The 18,919-nt window shown below is 56.8% G+C and carries 17 protein-coding genes; 10 read left to right on the top strand and 7 right to left on the bottom strand.

Annotated features, from left to right (window positions below):
• The first annotated feature begins 125 nt into the window (after positions 1–125).
• On the top strand, positions 126–650 hold the full coding sequence (ssb1, locus tag C3406_RS24365; RefSeq protein ID WP_103825403.1) for a single-stranded DNA-binding protein SSB1: 525 nt from the start codon (positions 126–128) through the stop codon (positions 648–650).
• Between the two features lie 84 nt (positions 651–734).
• On the opposite strand, the gene C3406_RS24370 is transcribed toward ssb1, so the two are convergent.
• Positions 735–1,016 (bottom strand): YjcB family protein, encoded by a 282-nt coding sequence (locus C3406_RS24370; RefSeq protein ID WP_103825404.1) that lies wholly within the window; start codon positions 1,014–1,016, stop codon positions 735–737.
• A 547-nt stretch (positions 1,017–1,563) separates the two neighbouring features.
• Between C3406_RS24370 and C3406_RS24375 the strand changes: the two genes are divergently transcribed.
• The gene (locus tag C3406_RS24375; RefSeq protein ID WP_103825405.1) at positions 1,564–2,967 is read left to right on the top strand and encodes a sensor domain-containing diguanylate cyclase; all 1,404 of its coding nucleotides are present in this window, start codon (positions 1,564–1,566) and stop codon (positions 2,965–2,967) included.
• Between the two features lie 339 nt (positions 2,968–3,306).
• On the top strand, positions 3,307–4,893 hold the full coding sequence (locus C3406_RS24380) for an EAL domain-containing protein (RefSeq protein ID WP_103825406.1): 1,587 nt from the start codon (positions 3,307–3,309) through the stop codon (positions 4,891–4,893).
• On the opposite strand, the gene soxS is transcribed toward C3406_RS24380, so the two are convergent.
• A complete protein-coding gene (gene soxS, locus C3406_RS24385) occupies positions 4,890–5,216 on the bottom strand; it encodes a superoxide response transcriptional regulator SoxS (protein WP_103177869.1) in 327 nt (108 codons plus the stop codon). The genes C3406_RS24380 and soxS overlap by 4 nt on opposite strands.
• Positions 5,217–5,314: 98 nt before the next feature.
• On the opposite strand from soxS, the gene soxR reads away from it, so the two are divergent.
• The 4 genes from soxR (at position 5,315) to C3406_RS24405 (ending at position 10,166) form a co-directional block, all read left to right on the top strand.
• On the top strand, positions 5,315–5,773 hold the full coding sequence (gene soxR / locus C3406_RS24390) for a redox-sensitive transcriptional activator SoxR (RefSeq protein ID WP_103177870.1): 459 nt from the start codon (positions 5,315–5,317) through the stop codon (positions 5,771–5,773).
• A 275-nt stretch (positions 5,774–6,048) separates the two neighbouring features.
• Positions 6,049–6,720 carry a glutathione S-transferase family protein gene (locus C3406_RS24395; protein WP_103825407.1) on the top strand — a complete coding sequence of 224 codons (672 nt, stop codon included), beginning with the start codon at positions 6,049–6,051 and terminating at the stop codon, positions 6,718–6,720.
• Between the two features lie 298 nt (positions 6,721–7,018).
• Positions 7,019–8,368, top strand: coding sequence for a guanine/hypoxanthine transporter GhxP (gene ghxP, locus C3406_RS24400; protein WP_103825408.1), 1,350 nt, complete (start codon positions 7,019–7,021; stop codon positions 8,366–8,368).
• A 151-nt stretch (positions 8,369–8,519) separates the two neighbouring features.
• Positions 8,520–10,166, top strand: coding sequence for a Na+/H+ antiporter (locus tag C3406_RS24405; protein WP_103825409.1), 1,647 nt, complete (start codon positions 8,520–8,522; stop codon positions 10,164–10,166).
• A gap of 78 nt (positions 10,167–10,244) precedes the next feature.
• On the opposite strand, the gene C3406_RS24410 is transcribed toward C3406_RS24405, so the two are convergent.
• A complete protein-coding gene (locus C3406_RS24410) occupies positions 10,245–11,129 on the bottom strand; it encodes a LysR family transcriptional regulator (RefSeq protein WP_103177874.1) in 885 nt (294 codons plus the stop codon).
• A gap of 100 nt (positions 11,130–11,229) precedes the next feature.
• Here C3406_RS24410 and C3406_RS24415 point away from each other — a divergent pair, with 100 nt between their 5' ends.
• Together C3406_RS24415 and C3406_RS24420 are read left to right on the top strand one after the other, a co-directional pair.
• Positions 11,230–11,640, top strand: a complete 411-nt coding sequence (locus tag C3406_RS24415) for a CidA/LrgA family protein (protein WP_103825410.1) — start codon at positions 11,230–11,232, stop codon at positions 11,638–11,640.
• Complete coding sequence (locus C3406_RS24420; protein WP_103825411.1) at positions 11,633–12,322, top strand: LrgB family protein; 690 nt, start codon at positions 11,633–11,635, stop codon at positions 12,320–12,322. Before C3406_RS24415 ends, C3406_RS24420 begins: the two co-directional genes overlap by 8 nt.
• Positions 12,323–12,374: 52 nt before the next feature.
• On the opposite strand, the gene C3406_RS24425 is transcribed toward C3406_RS24420, so the two are convergent.
• Both C3406_RS24425 and C3406_RS24430 read right to left on the bottom strand, forming a co-directional pair.
• Complete coding sequence (locus C3406_RS24425; RefSeq protein ID WP_103825412.1) at positions 12,375–13,652, bottom strand: ABC transporter substrate-binding protein; 1,278 nt, start codon at positions 13,650–13,652, stop codon at positions 12,375–12,377.
• 107 nt (positions 13,653–13,759) lie between these two features.
• On the bottom strand, positions 13,760–15,055 hold the full coding sequence (locus C3406_RS24430; RefSeq protein WP_103825413.1) for a Gfo/Idh/MocA family protein: 1,296 nt from the start codon (positions 15,053–15,055) through the stop codon (positions 13,760–13,762).
• A 45-nt stretch (positions 15,056–15,100) separates the two neighbouring features.
• On the opposite strand from C3406_RS24430, the gene C3406_RS24435 reads away from it, so the two are divergent.
• Positions 15,101–16,678: a hypothetical protein gene (locus tag C3406_RS24435; RefSeq protein ID WP_103825414.1), complete on the top strand. Its 1,578-nt coding sequence runs from the start codon at positions 15,101–15,103 to the stop codon at positions 16,676–16,678.
• A 210-nt stretch (positions 16,679–16,888) separates the two neighbouring features.
• Here C3406_RS24435 and actP read toward each other — a convergent pair whose 3' ends face one another.
• Positions 16,889–18,538, bottom strand: a complete 1,650-nt coding sequence (gene actP / locus C3406_RS24440; RefSeq protein WP_103177880.1) for a cation/acetate symporter ActP — start codon at positions 18,536–18,538, stop codon at positions 16,889–16,891.
• Positions 18,535–18,849: a DUF485 domain-containing protein gene (locus C3406_RS24445; RefSeq protein ID WP_103825415.1), complete on the bottom strand. Its 315-nt coding sequence runs from the start codon at positions 18,847–18,849 to the stop codon at positions 18,535–18,537. Before C3406_RS24445 ends, actP begins: the two co-directional genes overlap by 4 nt.
• Positions 18,850–18,919: the final 70 nt, after the last annotated feature.

Consider the following 18,919-nt stretch of genomic DNA (forward strand, 5'->3'; position numbering starts at 1 on the left):
GTTGTGCAAAAATAGACCACGAAAAGAGTTGGGTGGAATCCGCCTCGCAGCTATGAACATGCGGCATGGAAATGGTACACTCGCGCGTTTACACTATTTAGAAATTGTTTTCAGGAGACACGATCATGGCCAGCAGAGGCGTAAACAAGGTGATTCTCGTCGGTAATCTGGGCCAGGACCCGGAAGTACGCTATATGCCGAGTGGTGGTGCAGTGGCCAACATTACGCTGGCTACCTCCGAATCCTGGCGTGATAAAGCGACTGGTGAGATGAAAGAGCAGACCGAATGGCACCGTGTCGTGCTGTTTGGCAAACTGGCCGAGGTGGCCGGTGAGTATCTGCGTAAAGGTTCTCAGGTCTATATTGAAGGCCAGCTGCGTACCCGCAAATGGACCGATCAATCCGGTCAGGAAAAATACACCACTGAAGTGGTGGTGAACGTTGGCGGTACCATGCAGATGCTGGGCGGTCGTCAGGGCGGCGGCGCGCCGGCAGGTGGTGGCCAGCAGCAGGGCGGTTGGGGTCAGCCTCAGCAGCCGCAGGGCGGCAACCAGTTCAGCGGCGGCGCGCAGTCCCGTCCGCAGCAGCCGTCTGTGCCAGCGCAGTCCAACGAACCGCCAATGGATTTCGACGACGACATCCCGTTCTGATAGCCAGAACCTGCGATTCGCAAAAACAAAAAACCCAGACGCATGTCTGGGTTTTTTTGTATTCAGCCTTTATGCCCGCGGGCATCAGGTGTACATCATCGGCCAGTCCGGCGGCGTATGGCTCATTGCCTCAACCATGATTGTTTTAACGTTATTCCAGACCGCGGCCATATCCAGCAGGGTGATGCCCAACAGGCCGGTGGCAAACCAGCAGGCCGCCGCCAGTCCCAGACAGGTGCTGATCACCGCCAGCACCGCGTAATCCGATTTCTTGAACTGTATATTCAGCGTACTGGCCAGAAACATCAGCACCGCGCTCAACAACTCCCAGCGTGCAAAGACAACACCGGTGGTAATAGCTGCCATAAGACCGATCCTCAAAGATAACCGCCGCCGGGTGTAGCGCGACGTTGCCCGGACGTGGCAAACTGGCTACCGGCAAGCTCAGACTGACAAAATGAAACGATGTTTTTTGTTACATCAGATGTGTGAACTATATCACACTTGTTCTTTTATTCGCCAGTGGGCAAATGCATGAAAATGGCGTTTTTTAACCCGGCTTTTGTTGTATAAATAGCCCGAAGAAATATTTCTTTAGTCTGCTAAGTGCCCGTTTGCGACAACTTTATTGAAAATTCATTGGGATAAGAAAACATGTACAAGCAGCATGCCGATGTACAATATTTACAGCCTCAGGGCTATGGATTATGCTTCATCCGGTTACGTGACTAGCCCGTAATAAATAAATCAGGCTTTTACTGGTTATTATTTGCTGTACTTTTAATTTTACACACACTTTCTTTTTCGACAGGGTCAGACAGCCGCAATAATAGATGCTGGCTGCGTATCCTTTCACTCCTGATTTATTCGTTGCGACATTTTTTATCTCGTTAAATGAGCGACGAATAAAACGATGAAGCAAGCAAATCGAGAGTATATAAATGACAGCACGCGGGCTCTGCACGCATTAGCTAAATTAATGCCAAAATTATCGTCGCAGCAAACCTTAACGGATCTTCTCCAGACGATTAATCACACCTTTGGCGCCCAGACCAGCTGGGTGATGATGGAGGACGATGTGGGCCAGCCGCAGTTTGTCAGCGTCGGCGAATTAACCTGCCATTCTCCAGAAATTAAAGCCTTTCTTTCCAGTGCGTTATTGCAGCGTCACCACCGGGCATGGCGGGTCATCTGTTGGAAAGAGAAGATCGGTACGCTTTTATTTCCTGCCACCCATCCGGGCCATACGCATTTACAGTGTGGCGTGCTGTATAAATTGTCGCTGCAACAGGATCGCTGCAACGGCTACTTCTTCCTCGGCTTTACGCAACCGCAAAGCAGCATCACTGTGCTAAAAGAGGTGGTGGTGATCCTGGTCGAAAAACTGAAGGACTATTTGACCGGCCTCGTTGCCCGTGAGCGCACGGCAAAAGAGATGCAGCGGATGATCACCCAGTATAAAACCCTGTTTGAGCGGGCACCGGTACTGATGAACTCCTTTGATCGGCATAGCCGCTGCGTATTGTGGAATGCCGAATGCGAAAAGGTGTTTGGCTGGACGATGGCGGAGATCAACGCCCATGCCGATCCGCTGGCGCTCTTTTATCCTGACCCGGAGGAGCGCCGCCGGGTGCGCGAGTCGGTCAATACCACCCCGCTGAACGATATGTACGAATGGCATCCGCTGCGGCGGGACGGCGTTCAGCTGACGATCCTGTGGTCAAACATCTCTCTGCCGGACGGCTCTATCCTTAATATCGGGCTCGATATTACCGCGCGTAAAAAAGCGGAGCAGCAGCTGGAGGTGAAGGCCACCACCGACGATCTGACGCGCTGTCTTAACCGCTCTGCCATCCTGCAGCAGATTGGCGCTGCGCTGGAGACCTGCCAGCACGAAGAGGCCGACAGCCACTTCTCTGTCATGATGCTCGACCTGGATTTCTTTAAACAGATTAATGATAAGTGGGGGCATCTGGTGGGCGATGCCGCGCTGGTGCATTTTTGCGACTGCCTGCGGACGATGATCCCCTCGGGGGCAGCGCTGGGCCGGGTAGGGGGAGAGGAGTTTTTACTGTTGCTGCCCAAAACTCGCAGCGATGCGGCAGTGCAGCTCTCCACGGTGCTCCGTCAGGCGCTCTCCCTCACGCCGCTCAAGGTCGGCAGCCGCACCTTAACGCTCTCTTTCAGTGCGGGCGTGGTGGAGGTGAGCGGAAAACCACGCGATACCTCATCGCTACTCATTAGCGCAGATAAGGCACTTTACGATGCCAAGCGTGGTGGAAGAGGTAAAACAATCGTCGCGGTTGATTATTTATAAATCACTTCAATCATCCTGAAGGGTTAAATAGCACAAAATTTCAGGATGAAGTTGCGCTTTTTTCATTCTGTAGGTAGTTTGGCTTAATCGACGATTTTCTGTTGAGTTATCCGGGAGCCTGGCTTCCTGGATCGGTAATTATTTAACTTAATAAACACGAAACGAATACTTTCAGTTTGGCTTACGGACAAATATTATCGGCATAACTCAATATTAGGTTATTGGCGTTAAAAGTCAGTTGCTAACTTCGCATGATTCATGCAACGTAATCACCTGTTTAGCAAAGCATCCGGCCTTCATGACTACAGGCACATAAAAAGCAGGGATAATAGGGCGGAAATGAATCGTAACGCACGGGACAAGGTGCTGAGGATAGTCGGGGTTATCATGGTAGTTTTGCTACCTGTGATGCTTGCGCTATGGTTTGCTCAGCAACGCGCGGTCAACGAAACAAGCAGTCAACTTCGCTCATTTGCTGCTCTTGCTTTAGACAAAACTGAACTGGTTATTCAGCAGGTTGAGCTGGCACGTCATGCGGCTGAAAAATACTCGGGTAATATTTGCACACCGGAACACCGGCAATATATGTTAAATATCGTCCGGGGCCGACTCTACATTGCCGACCTGCTGTACGCCGAAGGTAAAGCGTTTCTCTGCTCAACCACCAGCACGCCTGAAAACCCCTATTTAATCTCTGCTGCCAATTACCAACGCGCCCCTGACGTCTCTATCTATTATTACCGCGATACGCCCTTTTATGCGGGATATAAAATGACCTATATGCAGGTCGGTAATTATGTGGTGGTGGTTAATCCCCTGACCTATAGCGAAGTCATGTCAGCCGACCGCTCCCTGGCGTGGGGGGTATTTGATACGGTGAACAACGACTTTTTCTCTATCAGTGAACAGGCAAAAGAAAAGGCATTAAAAAAGCTGATTGGCGATAACGAAGCTATATTCCAGAACGAAGGCCGCTTTTACACTATTCTTCATTCGGACAAACGCCCGATTGCCGCTATTGTTTCCACGACTAATCAGCGCTTTTACGAAGTGCTCTATCATCAGGCGACATTAACCCTGCCGCTGGGCATGATCAGCAGTATTATCATTTTATTGATGTGGTCACGGACGCGACGCGAATTTAATTCACCGGGTCGCTTATTGCACCGGGCATTAAATAAAAGACAACTTTGCCTGCATTACCAGCCCATTATCGACATTAAAACAAATGCGTGTGTCGGCGCAGAAGCGCTGTTGCGTTGGCCTGGCTTTAACGGCCCGGTAATGAGCCCGGTAGAATTTATCCCGCTGGCAGAAAAAGAGGGGATGAGCGAACGCATTACCGATTACGTGGTAGAGGAAGTCTTCAGCGATCTGGGCCATTTCCTGGCCTGTAACCCGCATCTCTATATCTCCATTAACCTCTCGGCAACGGACTTCCACTCTTCACGCCTGATTGCGATGATCACCGATAAAGCCCGGCACTATAATGTGCGGGCCCAGCAGATCAAAATTGAAGTGACGGAGCGCGGTTTCATTGATGTCCCCAGGACCACGCCGGTAATTCAGGCATTCCGCCAGGCGGGATATGAGGTGGCGATTGACGATTTTGGTACCGGCTATTCCAACCTGCACAACCTCTACTCGCTGAACGTGGATATCCTGAAAATCGACAAGACCTTCATCGATACGCTGACCACCAACAGTACCAGCCATCTTATCGTTGAGCACATTATCGAAATGGCTCAAAGCCTGCGCCTGAAAACCATCGCGGAAGGGGTAGAAACCGTGGAGCAGGTGATGTGGTTGAACAAGCGCGGCGTGCAGTATTGCCAGGGCTGGCACTTTGCCAAGGCGATGTCACCGCAGGATTTCATGACCTGGCAACATCAGCCCGTCGCGACAGCCCTTGCTCATAGCCACTAATTGAGCTGATGGCGATAGTCGCTGGGGGTGCGATCAAATTCGCGGCGGAAGACGCGGGAGAAGGTCTGCTGGGAGACATATCCCAGATCCATGGCGATATCAAAAATGGGCCGCTGGGTGGTGCGTAACGCCTGGGCAGCCAGCAATAATCTGCGTTGACGAATGTATTCGCCCAGCGTCTGGTGCGTGACGGCGCGGAACATCCTCTGCAAGTACCACTTCGAGTAACCCGACTTCTTCGCCACCACATCAATACTCAAAGGTTGATCGATATGGTCATCCATCCATTCAATAAGTGTCTGAATAATTTGTTGATGTGACATAGAGCAGCCTCTCTCTGGATACACCTGTATCGGTTGATTCGTCGTTTTGTCTGCGGGCGAGTATAATTCCTCAAGTTAACTTGAGGTAAAGAGGTTTTATGGAAAAGAAATTACCGCGGATTAAACCGCTGCTGTCTCCGGGCGAGGTGGCAAGGCGTAGCGGTGTGGCGGTCTCTGCACTGCACTTCTATGAAAGCAAAGGGTTAATTAAAAGCATCCGCAACGCCGGCAACCAGCGCCGCTATACCCGTGACGTGCTGCGCTATGTGGCGATCATTAAGATTGCCCAGCGTATTGGCATCCCGCTGGCCACCATTGGCGAGGCGTTTGGTATCCTGCCGGAAGGGCATACCCTGAGCGCAAAGGAGTGGAAGGCACTCTCTTCCCAGTGGCGTGATGAGCTGGACCGGCGCATTCACACCCTGGTGGCGCTGCGGGATGAGCTGGACGGATGCATTGGCTGCGGATGCCTGTCGCGCAGTGACTGTCCGCTGCGAAACCCTGGCGATAAGCTGGGCGAACAGGGAACCGGCGCGCGGCTGCTGGAAGAGGACTAGCCTGATGCAGAAAAAACTAAAGCGCCACAACAGGGCGCTTTAGTTTGTTCCCGGTCTTTGTCTTTCTCTCTATCCCGCTGGTTTACAGGAGGGTTTCCCCCGACATCAGCACCCCTCAGTCGAGCATCTTGTGGAGGTTCCGGCTTGTGCTGACACTTTAAGTCTAGGCCGCGGCCTTAGCTTTACCAGCCTCATCGCGCAAAAAATCGGCAAAATTTTTTTGCCAGGTTGTGCAATTTTCTATAGTTAGTGGATAAGCCCAACTGGAGATGACGATGATTAAGGTCCACCACCTCAACCAGTCCCGATCGCAGCGCGTGCTCTGGGCGCTGGAAGAGCTCTCTCTACCGTACCAGATCGTTCGTTATCAGCGGGATAAGACCATGATGGCCCCCGCCACGCTGCGTAAAATCCACCCGCTGGGGAAATCCCCGGTGCTGGAGGACAACGGCCTGATCCTGGCGGAATCGGGCGCTATCCTCGAATATTTGCAGGAAACTTACGATCCCGGGTCGCAGATGAAGCCGCAGGATCGTGCGCTAAAGCTGCAATACCGTTTCTGGCTTCATTACGCAGAAGGATCGTTAATGCCGCTGCTGCTGATGAAGCTGGTCTTCGCCAGCCTCGGTAAACCGCCCGTCCCGTTTGGCCTGCGGACACTCGGCAAGGTGCTGGGGCAGGGGGTTGAGAAGGCCTATCTTAACCGCCAGCTGGAAACGCACGCCCGCTTTCTGGATTCCTCGCTGGAGAAGCATCGCTGGTTCGCCGGGGATCATCTCAGCATGGCGGACGTGCAGATGAGCTTTCCGGTCTTCGCCCTGCTGGAACGCGGCGGCATAGACAATCTTTCCCGCCTGCAAAGCTGGAAGAAAAACGTCGAAATGCGTCCGGCCTGGCAGCGGGCGATCCAGCAGGGCGGGCCGTTCGAGATCCCCGGCGGGTCCTGAAATTGTTATCAAATTGCGCATTCACGATAACGTTTGCGCATACTCTGTTCACTTCTTCACCGCCTCGCACGCATTTTGGCGAAAAACGTCAAAGTTAAGTTGAAAATGCCTGCATTGAGGACGGATAATCGTTTGCCTTCATTTCGACACCCGTTTTGTCAGCGCAAAGCTAAACGTTTGCTTTTTTTATGGCTCCCCTTTTTGTCATAAACGCAGCACAAGGATATGACGTTTAGCGGGTCGTGGAGTGTCCGTCACGCTGACAGACGACAATTATAATTTTCAGGGGATGTTTTCTATGTCTACGCCATCTGCGCGTACCGGCGGTTCACTCGACGCCTTTTTTAAAATTTCTGCCCGCGGCAGCACCGCGCGTCAGGAGATCGTTGCCGGTCTGACGACCTTCCTGGCGATGGTCTACTCGGTGATCGTGGTGCCGGGCATGCTGGGTAAAGCCGGTTTCCCACCGGCGGCGGTATTCGTCGCTACCTGTCTGGTGGCCGGTGTCGGCTCCATCGTGATGGGCCTGTGGGCTAACCTGCCGCTGGCGATCGGCTGCGCCATCTCACTGACCGCCTTCACCGCGTTCAGCCTGGTGCTGGGTCAGCAGATCAGCGTGCCGGTTGCGCTGGGCGCCGTGTTCCTGATGGGGGTGCTGTTTACCATCATCTCTGCCACCGGCATCCGTAGCTGGATCCTCCGCAACCTGCCGCAGGGCGTTGCGCACGGCACCGGGATTGGTATCGGTCTGTTCCTGTTGCTGATTGCCGCCAACGGCGTTGGCCTGGTGATCAAAAACCCGCTGGACGGTCTGCCGGTTGCGCTGGGTGATTTCGCCAGCTTCCCGGTGATCATGTCGCTGATTGGCCTGGCGGTGATCATTGGTCTGGAAAAACTGAAAGTGCCGGGCGGCATTCTGCTGACCATCATCGGCGTCTCCATTGTCGGCCTGATTTTCGACCCTGCCGTTCACTTCTCCGGCGTATTCGCCATGCCATCCCTGAGTGACGAAAACGGCAACTCGCTGATTGGCAGCCTGGATATCATGGGCGCGCTCAACCCTGTCGTGCTGCCAAGCGTGCTGGCGCTGGTGATGACCGCGGTCTTTGATGCCACCGGCACCATCCGCGCGGTAGCCGGTCAGGCGAACCTGCTGGATAAAGATGGCCAGATTATCGACGGCGGCAAAGCGCTGACCACCGACTCCCTGAGCAGCGTCTTCTCGGGTCTGGTAGGTGCTGCTCCGGCAGCCGTCTATATCGAATCGGCGGCGGGTACGGCGGCAGGCGGTAAAACCGGTCTGACGGCGATCACCATCGGCGTGCTGTTCCTGCTGATCCTGTTCCTCGCGCCGCTGTCCTATCTGGTTCCGGCGTACGCAACCGCACCTGCGCTGATGTACGTTGGCCTGCTGATGCTGAGCAACGTGGCGAAAATTGATTTTGCCGACTTCGTTGACGCAATGGCCGGTCTGATCACCGCGGTCTTCATCGTGCTGACCTGTAACATCGTTACCGGCATCATGATCGGTTTCGCGTCGCTGGTGATCGGGCGTATCGTCTCCGGTGAATGGCGTAAGCTGAACATCGGTACGGTGGTGATTGCCGTGGCGCTGGTAGCATTCTACGCGGGCGGCTGGGCTATCTAAGCTGTCAACTGCGCAAAAAGACGGGTGGCTCAGGCCGCCCGTTTTCATTTTCGGAACACATCTCGTTGTCTTATGCGTTACTCTGGGGAAGGTAGACTACGGCAAGATGCCAATGGCTTAAACGAACAGATTTATCGCAAACAGGGATCGCATGGAAATTTTCTTCACAATACTCATCATGACCCTTCTGGTCTCACTTTCCGGGGTAGTCACCCGCGTACTGCCCTTTCAGTTACCGCTGCCGCTGATGCAGATCGCCATCGGTGCTCTGCTGGCGTGGCCGACGTTCGGATTGCATGTCGAGTTTGATCCCGAACTGTTTCTGGTGCTGTTTATTCCTCCTTTGCTGTTTGCCGACGGCTGGAAAACGCCAACCCGTGAGTTCCTCGAACACGGGCGCGAGATCCTGGGCCTGGCGCTGGCGCTGGTGGTGGTCACCGTGGTGGGGATTGGCTTTCTCATCTACTGGGTGGTGCCGGGGATCCCGCTGATACCGGCCTTCGCGCTGGCGGCGGTGCTGTCGCCAACCGATGCCGTGGCGCTCTCCGGGATCGTGGGCGAAGGACGCATTCCGAAGAAAATCATGGGCATCCTGCAAGGTGAGGCGCTGATGAACGACGCCTCCGGCCTGGTGGCGCTGAAGTTTGCCGTCGCCGTGGCGATGGGCACCATGGTCTTTACCGTCGGCGGAGCGTCCGTTGAATTCTTTAAAGTGGCGATTGGCGGTATCCTCGCCGGGTTTGTGGTGAGCTGGCTGTATGGCCGTTCGCTGCGCTTCCTCAGCCGCTGGGGCGGCGACGAGCCTGCCACGCAAATCGTGCTGCTGTTCCTGCTGCCGTTCGCCTCGTACCTGATTGCGGAACACCTTGGTGTATCGGGCATTCTGGCCGCGGTGGCGGCGGGGATGACCATCACCCGTGCTGGTGTCATGCGCCGCGCGCCGCTGGCGATGCGCCTGCGCGCCAACAGCACCTGGTCGATGCTGGAGTTTGTCTTTAACGGCATGGTCTTCCTGCTGTTGGGTCTGCAGCTGCCGGGCATCCTGGAGTCCTCCCTGGTGGCGGCCGAGGCCGACCCGAATGTCGAAACCTGGATGCTGTTTACCGATATTGTGCTGATTTACGCCGCGCTGATGCTGGTGCGTTTCGGCTGGCTGTGGACGATGAAAAAGTTCAGCATGCGTTTCCTGAAAAAGAAACCGATGGAGTTTGGCTCCTGGTCCACTCGTGAGCTGCTGATTTCCACCTTCGCCGGGGTGCGCGGGGCGATCACTCTGGCCGGTGTGCTCTCCATTCCGCTGCTGTTGCCGACCGGCGACGTCTTCCCGGCCCGCTATGAACTGGTGTTCCTGGCGGCGGGGGTGATCTTGTTCTCGCTGTTTGTCGGCGTGGTGATGCTGCCCATCCTGCTGCAACATATGGAAGTGGGCGATCACGTTCAGCAGCATAAAGAGGCGCGTATCGCCCGGGCGGCCACCGCTGAAGTGGCGATTGTCACCATCCAGAAGATGGAAGAGCGAATGGCCGCAGATACCGAAGAGAACCTCGATACGCAGCTGCTGAAAGAGGTGAGCTCGCGGGTCATTGGTAACCTGCGCCGCCGCGCGGATGGCCGAAATGACGTAGAGAGCTCGCTGCAGGAAGAGAACCTCGAGCGTCGCTTCCGCCTGGCCGCCCTGCGCGCCGAACGTGCGGAGCTGTATCATCTGCGCGCCACCCGGGAGATAAGCAACGAGACGCTGCAAAAACTGCTGCACGATCTCGATCTGATGGAAGCGCTGCTGGTTGAGAAGCCGTAGTGGTTGATTGCCCGGTGGCGCTGCGCTTACCGGGCCTGCTAAACCGTAGGCCGGGTAAGGCGACGCCGCCACCTGGCGCTACTCTCCCACCCAAAACCCTTCACAGCATTTCAACCACGCCTGAGCGCTGTGCGACAGATAAACCCCTTCCCGCCAGATCATCCCCAACTGCCAGTGCAGATCGCTCTGGAGCGGGATCCAGCGCAGGGTCTTTTTATCCAGCCGTTCGCAGATGGGCTGCGGCAGGATGGCAATTCCCACCCCTGCCTGCACCATTGCGGCAAGGAAATCCCACTGCCCGCTGCGCACCGCGATGCGCGGCTTAACGCCGTGCTGGTTAAACAGCTGCATCAGCTGGCGGCTGAGGGCAAAATCTTCGTTGTAGATCAGCAGCGGATGCTCGGCGAGGAGTTCAGGATTGATGGCGTCAAGCGACAACCAGCTGCCGGAGCGCGGCACCAGCACGCACAGCGGATGGCTGAACAGCGGCAGCGCCGTCAGACCGCTATCCTCTTCCACCGGCAGGGCGGTCATGGCCAGATCCAGCTCGCCGTTGATCACCGCCTGCTGGACGGTTAAGCCGCCAAATTCAGAAATTTTTAGCTCTACGCCGGGGTAACGCTGGCGAAACAGGCCGATAGGCCCGGCCATCATCATTCCCACCATTGGCGGGATGCCGAGGCGCAGTATGCCCTTGTTCAGGTGGTTGATGTCGCCAAGCTCGGCCTCCAGCTGGCGAAACTCCGCCAGGATCGCCAGCCCGCGTTCAAACACCACGCGGCCTGTGTCGGTCAGCAGCAGCTTGCGCCCGTCACGGATCAGCAGGGTACAGTTCAGTTCATCTTCGAGGTTTTTCAGCATTTTGCTGATGGTGGGCTGGGTGACAAAGAGCTTCTCAGCGGCGCGGGTAAAACTCTGCTGGCGGACCACTTCGACAAAGTAACGCAGCGTGCGTATGTCCATGACTATTCCTCGAAACTATACCTTTGATGATTTTAATTCATTTCAGTCAATTACGGGCGCTGACTATACTGGCGCTCCGTCTCATTTTGAGGAAATCCCCATGACCGTGGCGTTAGGTCGTGTTACGCCTGCCGTCGTGCAACGACTCCAGGTACCGGTTCAGGTCCTGCTCTATGCCGCTCTTTTTGTCTTCGCTGAATACCTTGTTCGCTGGCTCCATCTGCCGCTGACAGCCAATCTGGTCGGCATGGTGCTGATGTTCAGCCTGATCCTCTGCCGCGTCATTCCTCTTAGCTGGGTGCGGGCGGGGTCGCGCTGGCTGCTGGCGGAGATGCTGCTCTTTTTCGTTCCGGCAGTGGTGGCGGTGGTCAATTACGTCCAGCTGCTGATGGTGGACGGCTGGCGTATCTTTGCGGTGATCGCCCTGAGCACGCTGATGGTGCTGGGCGCGACCGCGTGGGTGGTGGATAAAGTCTACCGCTTTGAAATCAGCAGGCAGAAACATGACTAACTTTCAGGTCAGCGTCCTCTGCCTGGTGGTGACGCTGGTGGTCTATTTTGCCAACAAGCGCCTCTACCGCCGCTTTCGTAAACTGCCCCTGATGCCGCTGGTTTTCACCCCGATCCTGCTGGTGATGATGCTGGTGTGGGGGCATATCTCGTGGCAGAACTATATTGGCGAAGCGCACTGGCTGCTGTGGCTGCTGGGTCCGGCGACCATCGCCTTTGCGGTGCCGGTTTATGACAACCTCGCGGTGATAAAACGCCACTGGATGTCGCTCTCCGCCGGGGTGATCACCGCCACGGTGGTGGCCGTCACCAGCTCGGTCTGGCTGGCGCGGTTGTTTACCCTGTCGGACGAGATCCAGCGCAGCCTCGCGGTACGCTCCGTCACCACGCCTTTTGCCCTGGCGGCGGCGAAACCACTCGGCGGACAGCCGGATCTGGTGGCGCTGTTCGTGGTGGTCACCGGTGTGTTTGGCATGGCGGTAGGGGATATGCTGTTTTTGCGGCTCTCGATCCGCGAAGGGATGGCGAAAGGGGCCGGGTTTGGCGCGGCCTCCCACGGAGCGGGCACCGCGCGCTCCTACGAGCTGGGCCAGCAGGAGGGCGTGGTGGCAAGCCTGGTGATGATGCTCTCCGGCGTGGTGATGGTGCTGGTGGCCCCGCTGGTGGCGTGGGTGATGTTCTGATAAATGCCGGGTGGCGCTGCGCTTACCCGGCCTACCGATTCTGATTGCGGCGCTAACGGTTCAACCGCCGCACAATTCGCTCCACCTTCTGGCGGAAATCCGCCGCGACCTGAGCGGATGCCTGGCCCTGCTCCAGTTTTTCCCGCGCCGAGGTGAACTGGTCGATCACCTGCAAGTCCTCAATATAGGGCGTGGCGACGACCGTGGTATGCAGCGACTGCGCCTGGCGTAGCCCGGCAATTACCGGATCCTGCGGATCAATCACCCCTTTCTCCGTCAGTTGCGCCTCCGCCGCCTTGTTGAGCGGAATGCCGCGCTCCAGCCCAAGAGCCTCCACCGACTGCGGATCGTTAAGCAGGTAATTCACCAGAATCGCCGCCTCTTTCGGATGTTGAGTGGATTTTGCCACCGACAGCATCTGCGCCGTTTTGAAGTAGACCCCGGACTCCTGTGTGCCGGGCTGCATCACGTAGTCGCCCAGCACCAGCTTCGCCGGTGGCGTCATGTTGTTGGCAAACATGCGAATGGTGATGTTCCAGGTGAAGAGCCCGCCCCACTCACCGTTAATCCACGGCTTCATCTCATAGAGGTTGCCTTTGCCGTAGGAGGAGAGGGTCTTTGGCGACGGCAGAACGTGGTCATCGCTCAGACGTTTCACAAAATCGAAGGCCTCGACCCACTGCGCGTCGTTCCAGGCAAAGGTGCCATCGCTGTTGAACATCGGCTTCTGGTGGGTCTGCATCATGTATGCATTGAGCAGCAGAATGACATCCTGATCGACCATGGCGTAGGGGTAGTAGTTGTTGCCCAGCGTCTGCTGGAACACTTTCCCGGCGGCAAAAAAGTCGTCCCAGGTTTTCGGATACGCCAGCCCGGCTTTCTGCCAGGTGACGTCGTTATAGTAAAAGACCGGGGCGTTGACCGAAATCGGCAGGCCGTTGAGCTTGCCTTGCACCGTGGTCGATTGCAGATCCTGCGCCTGGTACTGGCTTAAATCGAGCTCCGCTTTCAGCTTATTCAGGTCGTAATACCCTTCGCCGTTTTTGGAAAAGATGATCAGCCAGGGCCAGTTGGTCTGCATTACATCCGGCTCGGTGCCGCTCGCCATCTGGGTGGTCAGGCGCGAAAGATGCCCGTCCCAGCCGGTGTATTCGGGCTTCACCTTAATCTCCGGATGCGCTTTTTCGAAGGCTTCCAGCGCCTTAAGTGTGGCCTGGTGGCGGCTGTTGCCACCCCACCACGACATGCGTAGTTCAACGGGCGCTTGCGCCCAGACAGAGGTACAGGAAAATAACAGCGATGCGATAACACCTGAAACGAGTTTTTTCATTATTGTCTCCGGAACAGAGGCATAAATATTGTTATTAAACAGGTGAGTAACTGCACAATACTACCGGCGGTTCCGGCGCGGCATCGGGCCGCGCCGGCGTGAGACGCTTAGCGTTTCGTCAGACGGGATACCAGCTCAAACTCCTTAAAGTTGACCGGACGCTGCTGCTGCATGGAGATATTGCCCGCAATGCCGGTGAGGATAGACATGGCCCCGGCACGGTGGTCGGCTGCGCGCTGCAGCGGATCGTGGCGTGGCTCGCCGAACAGGTCGGCCAGCATCGCGTTGTCGCCGCCGCCGTGGCCCCCTTCACCGAGGCTGAATTCCGCTTTCCAGGGTTCGGCAAACATCGGGAAGACGGTGAGGTCGCACTGCTCCAGGCTGCCCTCATTTTCGCGTTCGCCCCCGGCATTGACATAGGACTTCTCGACAATCTTCATCTCCAGACGCCCTTCGGTGCCGTTAAAGACCACGTTCAGCCCTTCCCACGGCAGGTAGGCATTGAGGGAGTAGGTGAGCTGGACCTGGTTCTGGTATTTCACCAGCACCGACATCGTATCTTCGATGGTGATTCCGTCGCTGAAGACGCTCTGATCGCGGAAGTAGTGATCTTCGTGTTCGGCGTCCAGATAGAGCGCCTTAAGTTGCGCATTCTCTTCCATATGCAGCGCAAACGGGTCGTCTTTCGCGTCGGCAAAGCCGTGGGCGCGCGGGTAGAACCGGGTCACGCCGCGCTTCTCCGCATTCTCCCTGCCATAGAACTGCAGGCTGCCTTCGGCGTAAACGCGCTCCGGGTAGCTGCCCAGCCAGAAGTTCATCAGATCGAAGTGGTGGGTGGATTTATGCACCAGCAGGCCGCCGCTGTTGCGCTTTTCCCGATGCCAGCGGCGGAAGTAGTCCGCGCCGTGTTCGGTGTTAAGCAGCCACTCGAAATGGACCGAGGTGACCTTGCCGATCGTCCCCTGCATCAGCAGCTCGCGCACTTTACTGTGGTGCGGCGCGTAGCGGTAGTTGAAGGCCACGCGCACGCTGCGGCCAGTCTCTTCAATGGCGTCGAGTATGCGCAGGGCTCGCTGTTCGTCGATGGTCATCGGCTTTTCGGTGATCACATCGCAGCCGGCGTGCAGGGCGCGCACGATGTAGTCATCATGGGTGCGGTCCATGGTGGTGACAATGACGATATCGGGCTGCGTCTCGCGGATCATCTCTTCAAACTGCGCCGCCTGCCAGGTGGAAACCGGATCCGCCCCTTCGTTTTTTAATAACTGATTGGCGTACTGCATGCGCGTCTTGTTAGTATCACAGAACGCGACCAGTCTGGCATTTTCCCGCCAGGCGCCACCGATGGCGGAAATATATAAACCCGCGCGACCGCCGGTTCCGACCAGAGCATATTTTTTCATGGCATCCTCGATTAAATAACAGAATTAATATCAGCAGGTGACGCAATGAAACGTATTCCCCATCAACTGATGGAGCTGAACAGCACGTTTATCTGGCACTGGCCCTGGTTTATTCAGGGGGTGAAAAGCGCGAAACAGCACGGTTTCACTGGCATCATCCTGCACCAACAGGAACTGCTTTCAATACTTGCGACGCCCTCGCCGCTAAGCCAGAAACTCAACGTCGAGAACCTTATTCATCAGCAAAATTACGCCCTGCACTATTTAAAACGCGTCGACAGTTACCTGGCGGAAAATAATTTATCGTTCTGGCTTCAGGGTGAGGCCGCGCCCAATGACGACATTATTAAGCGTAAATTTCCGGAACTGACGTTCGACGAAAAGCACGCGCCCGATTTCTGGCACCCTTTTTATGCCGCGATACTGCATCCGCTTTTACAGGCGCTGCCCCATCTCGGCGGGCTTATTCTCAGCCTGACGACGCCAGACTTTCAGACCAGCCGCTGGCAGCAAAGCCTGCATGATGTCTGGAGCCTGCTGCGCGCCCAGGGAAAAAAGCTCATCCTGCGCGACTTCATTGACAACAGCTGGCCGCGACAGCAGCTCTCCGGCATTCTGGCGACGCTCCCGGACGACGTGCGCGCCTCGGTAAAAGCCACCGAGCTGGATTACCACCCCGGTTTTGCCAACCATCCCAACATCGCCAACCTGCCGGGGCATAAAAAGTGGATCGAGTACGATCTCTTCGGCATCGGCTATGGCTGGACTGCCTTGCCATGCTATCTGGCCGATGAGATTGGCGGCCGCTTAAGCTGGGCGCTCAGCGCCACAGAAAACGAAATCGAAGCGATTACCTCCCGCGTGAGCTGGCAGTGGTTGCCCGACAGCCGGGTGATGGACTCCGTCAACGCCATTAACCTGTTTGGCCTCTCTGCCGCCAACCATGCCGCCGATGCCGCGCTGCCCGCTACCTTCGAGCGCTGGGCGGAACACCATCAGTTCGGCTTTCGCGCTTTGGCGGACAAACATCAGCTTTCAGCCATCCTCCACGCCAGCTACGACTGGCTGTGCAAAACGCCAAACTTCCTCGGACGGCGGCTGCACTACCAGAGCCAGATCCCGGAGAGCATTGCCCAGGCGCAGCAATTACTCCATACGGACACCCGCAGCGCTAACTGGCTGCACGCCTGGCAGCCGCTGATGCCCGCCGACGATCCTGTTCTTGGCAAAGAGCAGCGTGAGCGGGTGGCGCTGGAGAAAGAGGCCGCCTGCTTCCTGGCGTCACGTACGCTGCACAACCTGCGTGAACTGATGCCGCGTATGACCTGCCCGGACGACACCCTGGCGATCCTGCTGGCCGCCTGGCGCAGTGCAGAGATCTACAGCCAGATGTTCTCTCACGTGGCCGCCGCCGTGACCGACGTCGTGTGGCTGGATCACTACGGTCCGCAAAGTCTGCCTGCCGACACCCTGAAGCAGCATCAGCAGCGGCTGCTGCACTTCAGCGACAACCTGGATCGCTGGCTGACAGATCCGCCCGCCAGCAGCCCACTCTTCCTGCCGCTGTTGCTGAGCCCGGCGCGGCTGGAGCGCTTTGCCAGAAGCCTCGGCGAGTCGCTGTAACTAAAGAATAAAAACTGCGGTCGGGGTTGTCTGTATGCCGCGGGTAGGGAAAGCGGGGGATCGGCGTGGAATCGGGAAAAGTGTGATGGACGTTGCGGATTGCAGATAAAGCCTGTGATCCGCATCGGCTTTTTCTGTTCTGGCGACGTGATAAACGTCACCAGAAGGGGAAAAAAATGTGATCCCCGACCAGCGGCCGGGGAGGGGATTTTAGTGCGCGCGGCCCTGTTCGACACCCAGGCCGGTTTGGGAGCGGATAAACTGGGCGCGGAACTTCTCGCGCTCCAGGTTGCCTTCCGGCGAGTTATCGGTTGCCGAGAAGACCCAGATGCCGATGAAGGCCACGGCAATGGAGAAGAGCGCCGGGTACTCATACGGGAAGATGGCACTTTCGTGACCGAGGATCTGCACCCAGATGGTCGGGCCGAGGATCATCAGGATCACCGCCGTCAGCAGGCCGAGCCAGCCGCCAATCATCGCTCCGCGGGTGGTCAGCTTCGACCAGTACATGGAGAGCAGAATGATCGGGAAGTTGCAGCTTGCCGCAATGGAGAAGGCCAGCCCCACCATAAAGGCGATGTTCTGATTCTCGAACAGGATCCCCAGCAGAATGGCGACGACCCCCAGTACCAGAACGGTGATTTTGGAGACCTTCAGTTCGTCGCGTTCAGAGGCGCCTTTACGCCAGACGTTGGCATAGAGGTCGTGAGAGACCGCAGAAGCACCCGCCAGGGTCAGGCCAGCCACCACCGCCAGAATCGTGGCGAAGGCCACGGCGGAGATAAAGCCGAGGAACAGGTTGCCGCCCACCGCGTCAGCCAGATGGACTGCCGCCATGTTGTTGCCGCCAATCAGCGCGCCCGCCGCATCCTTGAAGGCCGGGTTTGCACCCACCAGCATGATGGCGCCGAAGCCGATGATAAAGGTCAGGATGTAGAAGTAACCCATAAAGCCGGTGGCGTAGAAGACGCTTTTACGCGCTTCGCGCGCATCTGACACCGTGAAGAAACGCATCAGAATGTGCGGCAGGCCCGCGGTACCAAACATCAGGCCCAGCCCTAACGACAGCGCCGAGATCGGATCTTTCACCAGCCCGCCGGGGCTCATGATCGCTTCCCCTTTCGGGTGTACCGCCATCGCTTCGGTAAAGAGGTTATTAAAGCTGAAGCCGACATGCTTCATGACCATAAAGGCCATAAAGCTGGCGCCGAACAGCAGCAGCACGGCTTTGATGATCTGCACCCAGGTGGTGGCGAGCATGCCGCCAAACAGGACATACATCACCATCAGCACCCCCACCAGCACCACCGCGACATGGTAGTTCAGGCCGAACAGCAGCTGGATCAGCTTGCCGGCTCCCACCATCTGGGCGATCAGGTAGAGGGCCACCACCACCAGCGAGCCGCAGGCGGAAAGGGTACGAATCGGCCCCTGTTTCAGGCGATAAGATGCCACGTCGGCAAAGGTATAACGTCCCAGGTTACGCAGGCGTTCGGCGATCAGGAACAGAATAATCGGCCAGCCGACGAGGAAGCCCAGAGAGTAGATCAGCCCGTCGTAGCCGGAGGTATAGACCAGCGCGGAGATGCCGAGGAAGGAGGCCGCCGACATAAAGTCACCGGCGATGGCCAGCCCGTTCTGAAAACCGGTAATGTTGCCGCCCGCGGTGTAGTAATCGTTACGGGAGCGTACGCGTTTCGACGCCCAGTAAGTGATGTACAGCGTCAGCACCACGAAGATCAGGAACATCACAATCGCCTGCCAGTTGGTCGGCTGGCGTTCAACCGCGCCGCCAATGGCATCGGCGGCATTTGCCGCGAGGGGGAGGGCGGCGGCAAGCGCCGTCAGGACTCTCTTCATGATGCTTTTACCTCGCGCAGAACCGCTTTGTTCAGACGGTCGAACTCACCGTTAGCGCGCCAGACGTAGACGCCAGTCAGCACAAACGAAACGACAATCACACCGATGCCGATAGGGATGCCGCGCGTGACGCTGGTGCCCGCATGCAGCGGCGTGCCCAGCCAGTGCGGCGCAAAGGCGATCAGCAGGATAAAGCCCACGTAGATGATCAGCATGATAATAGAGAGAATGAAGGCAAACCGTTGCCGTTTATCCACCAGTTCCCTATAGTGCGCACTGTTCTCTATCTGCTGACAAATATTGTCATTCATCACAGAATCTCCAGAGGTATCCCCCTTCGGTTTTCACGCAGCCTGAGCAGTCACGTGCCTGCAACGCGAA

It is taken from the genome of Leclercia sp. LSNIH8, from assembly GCF_002920195.1.
Classification (GTDB): domain Bacteria; phylum Pseudomonadota; class Gammaproteobacteria; order Enterobacterales; family Enterobacteriaceae; genus Enterobacter.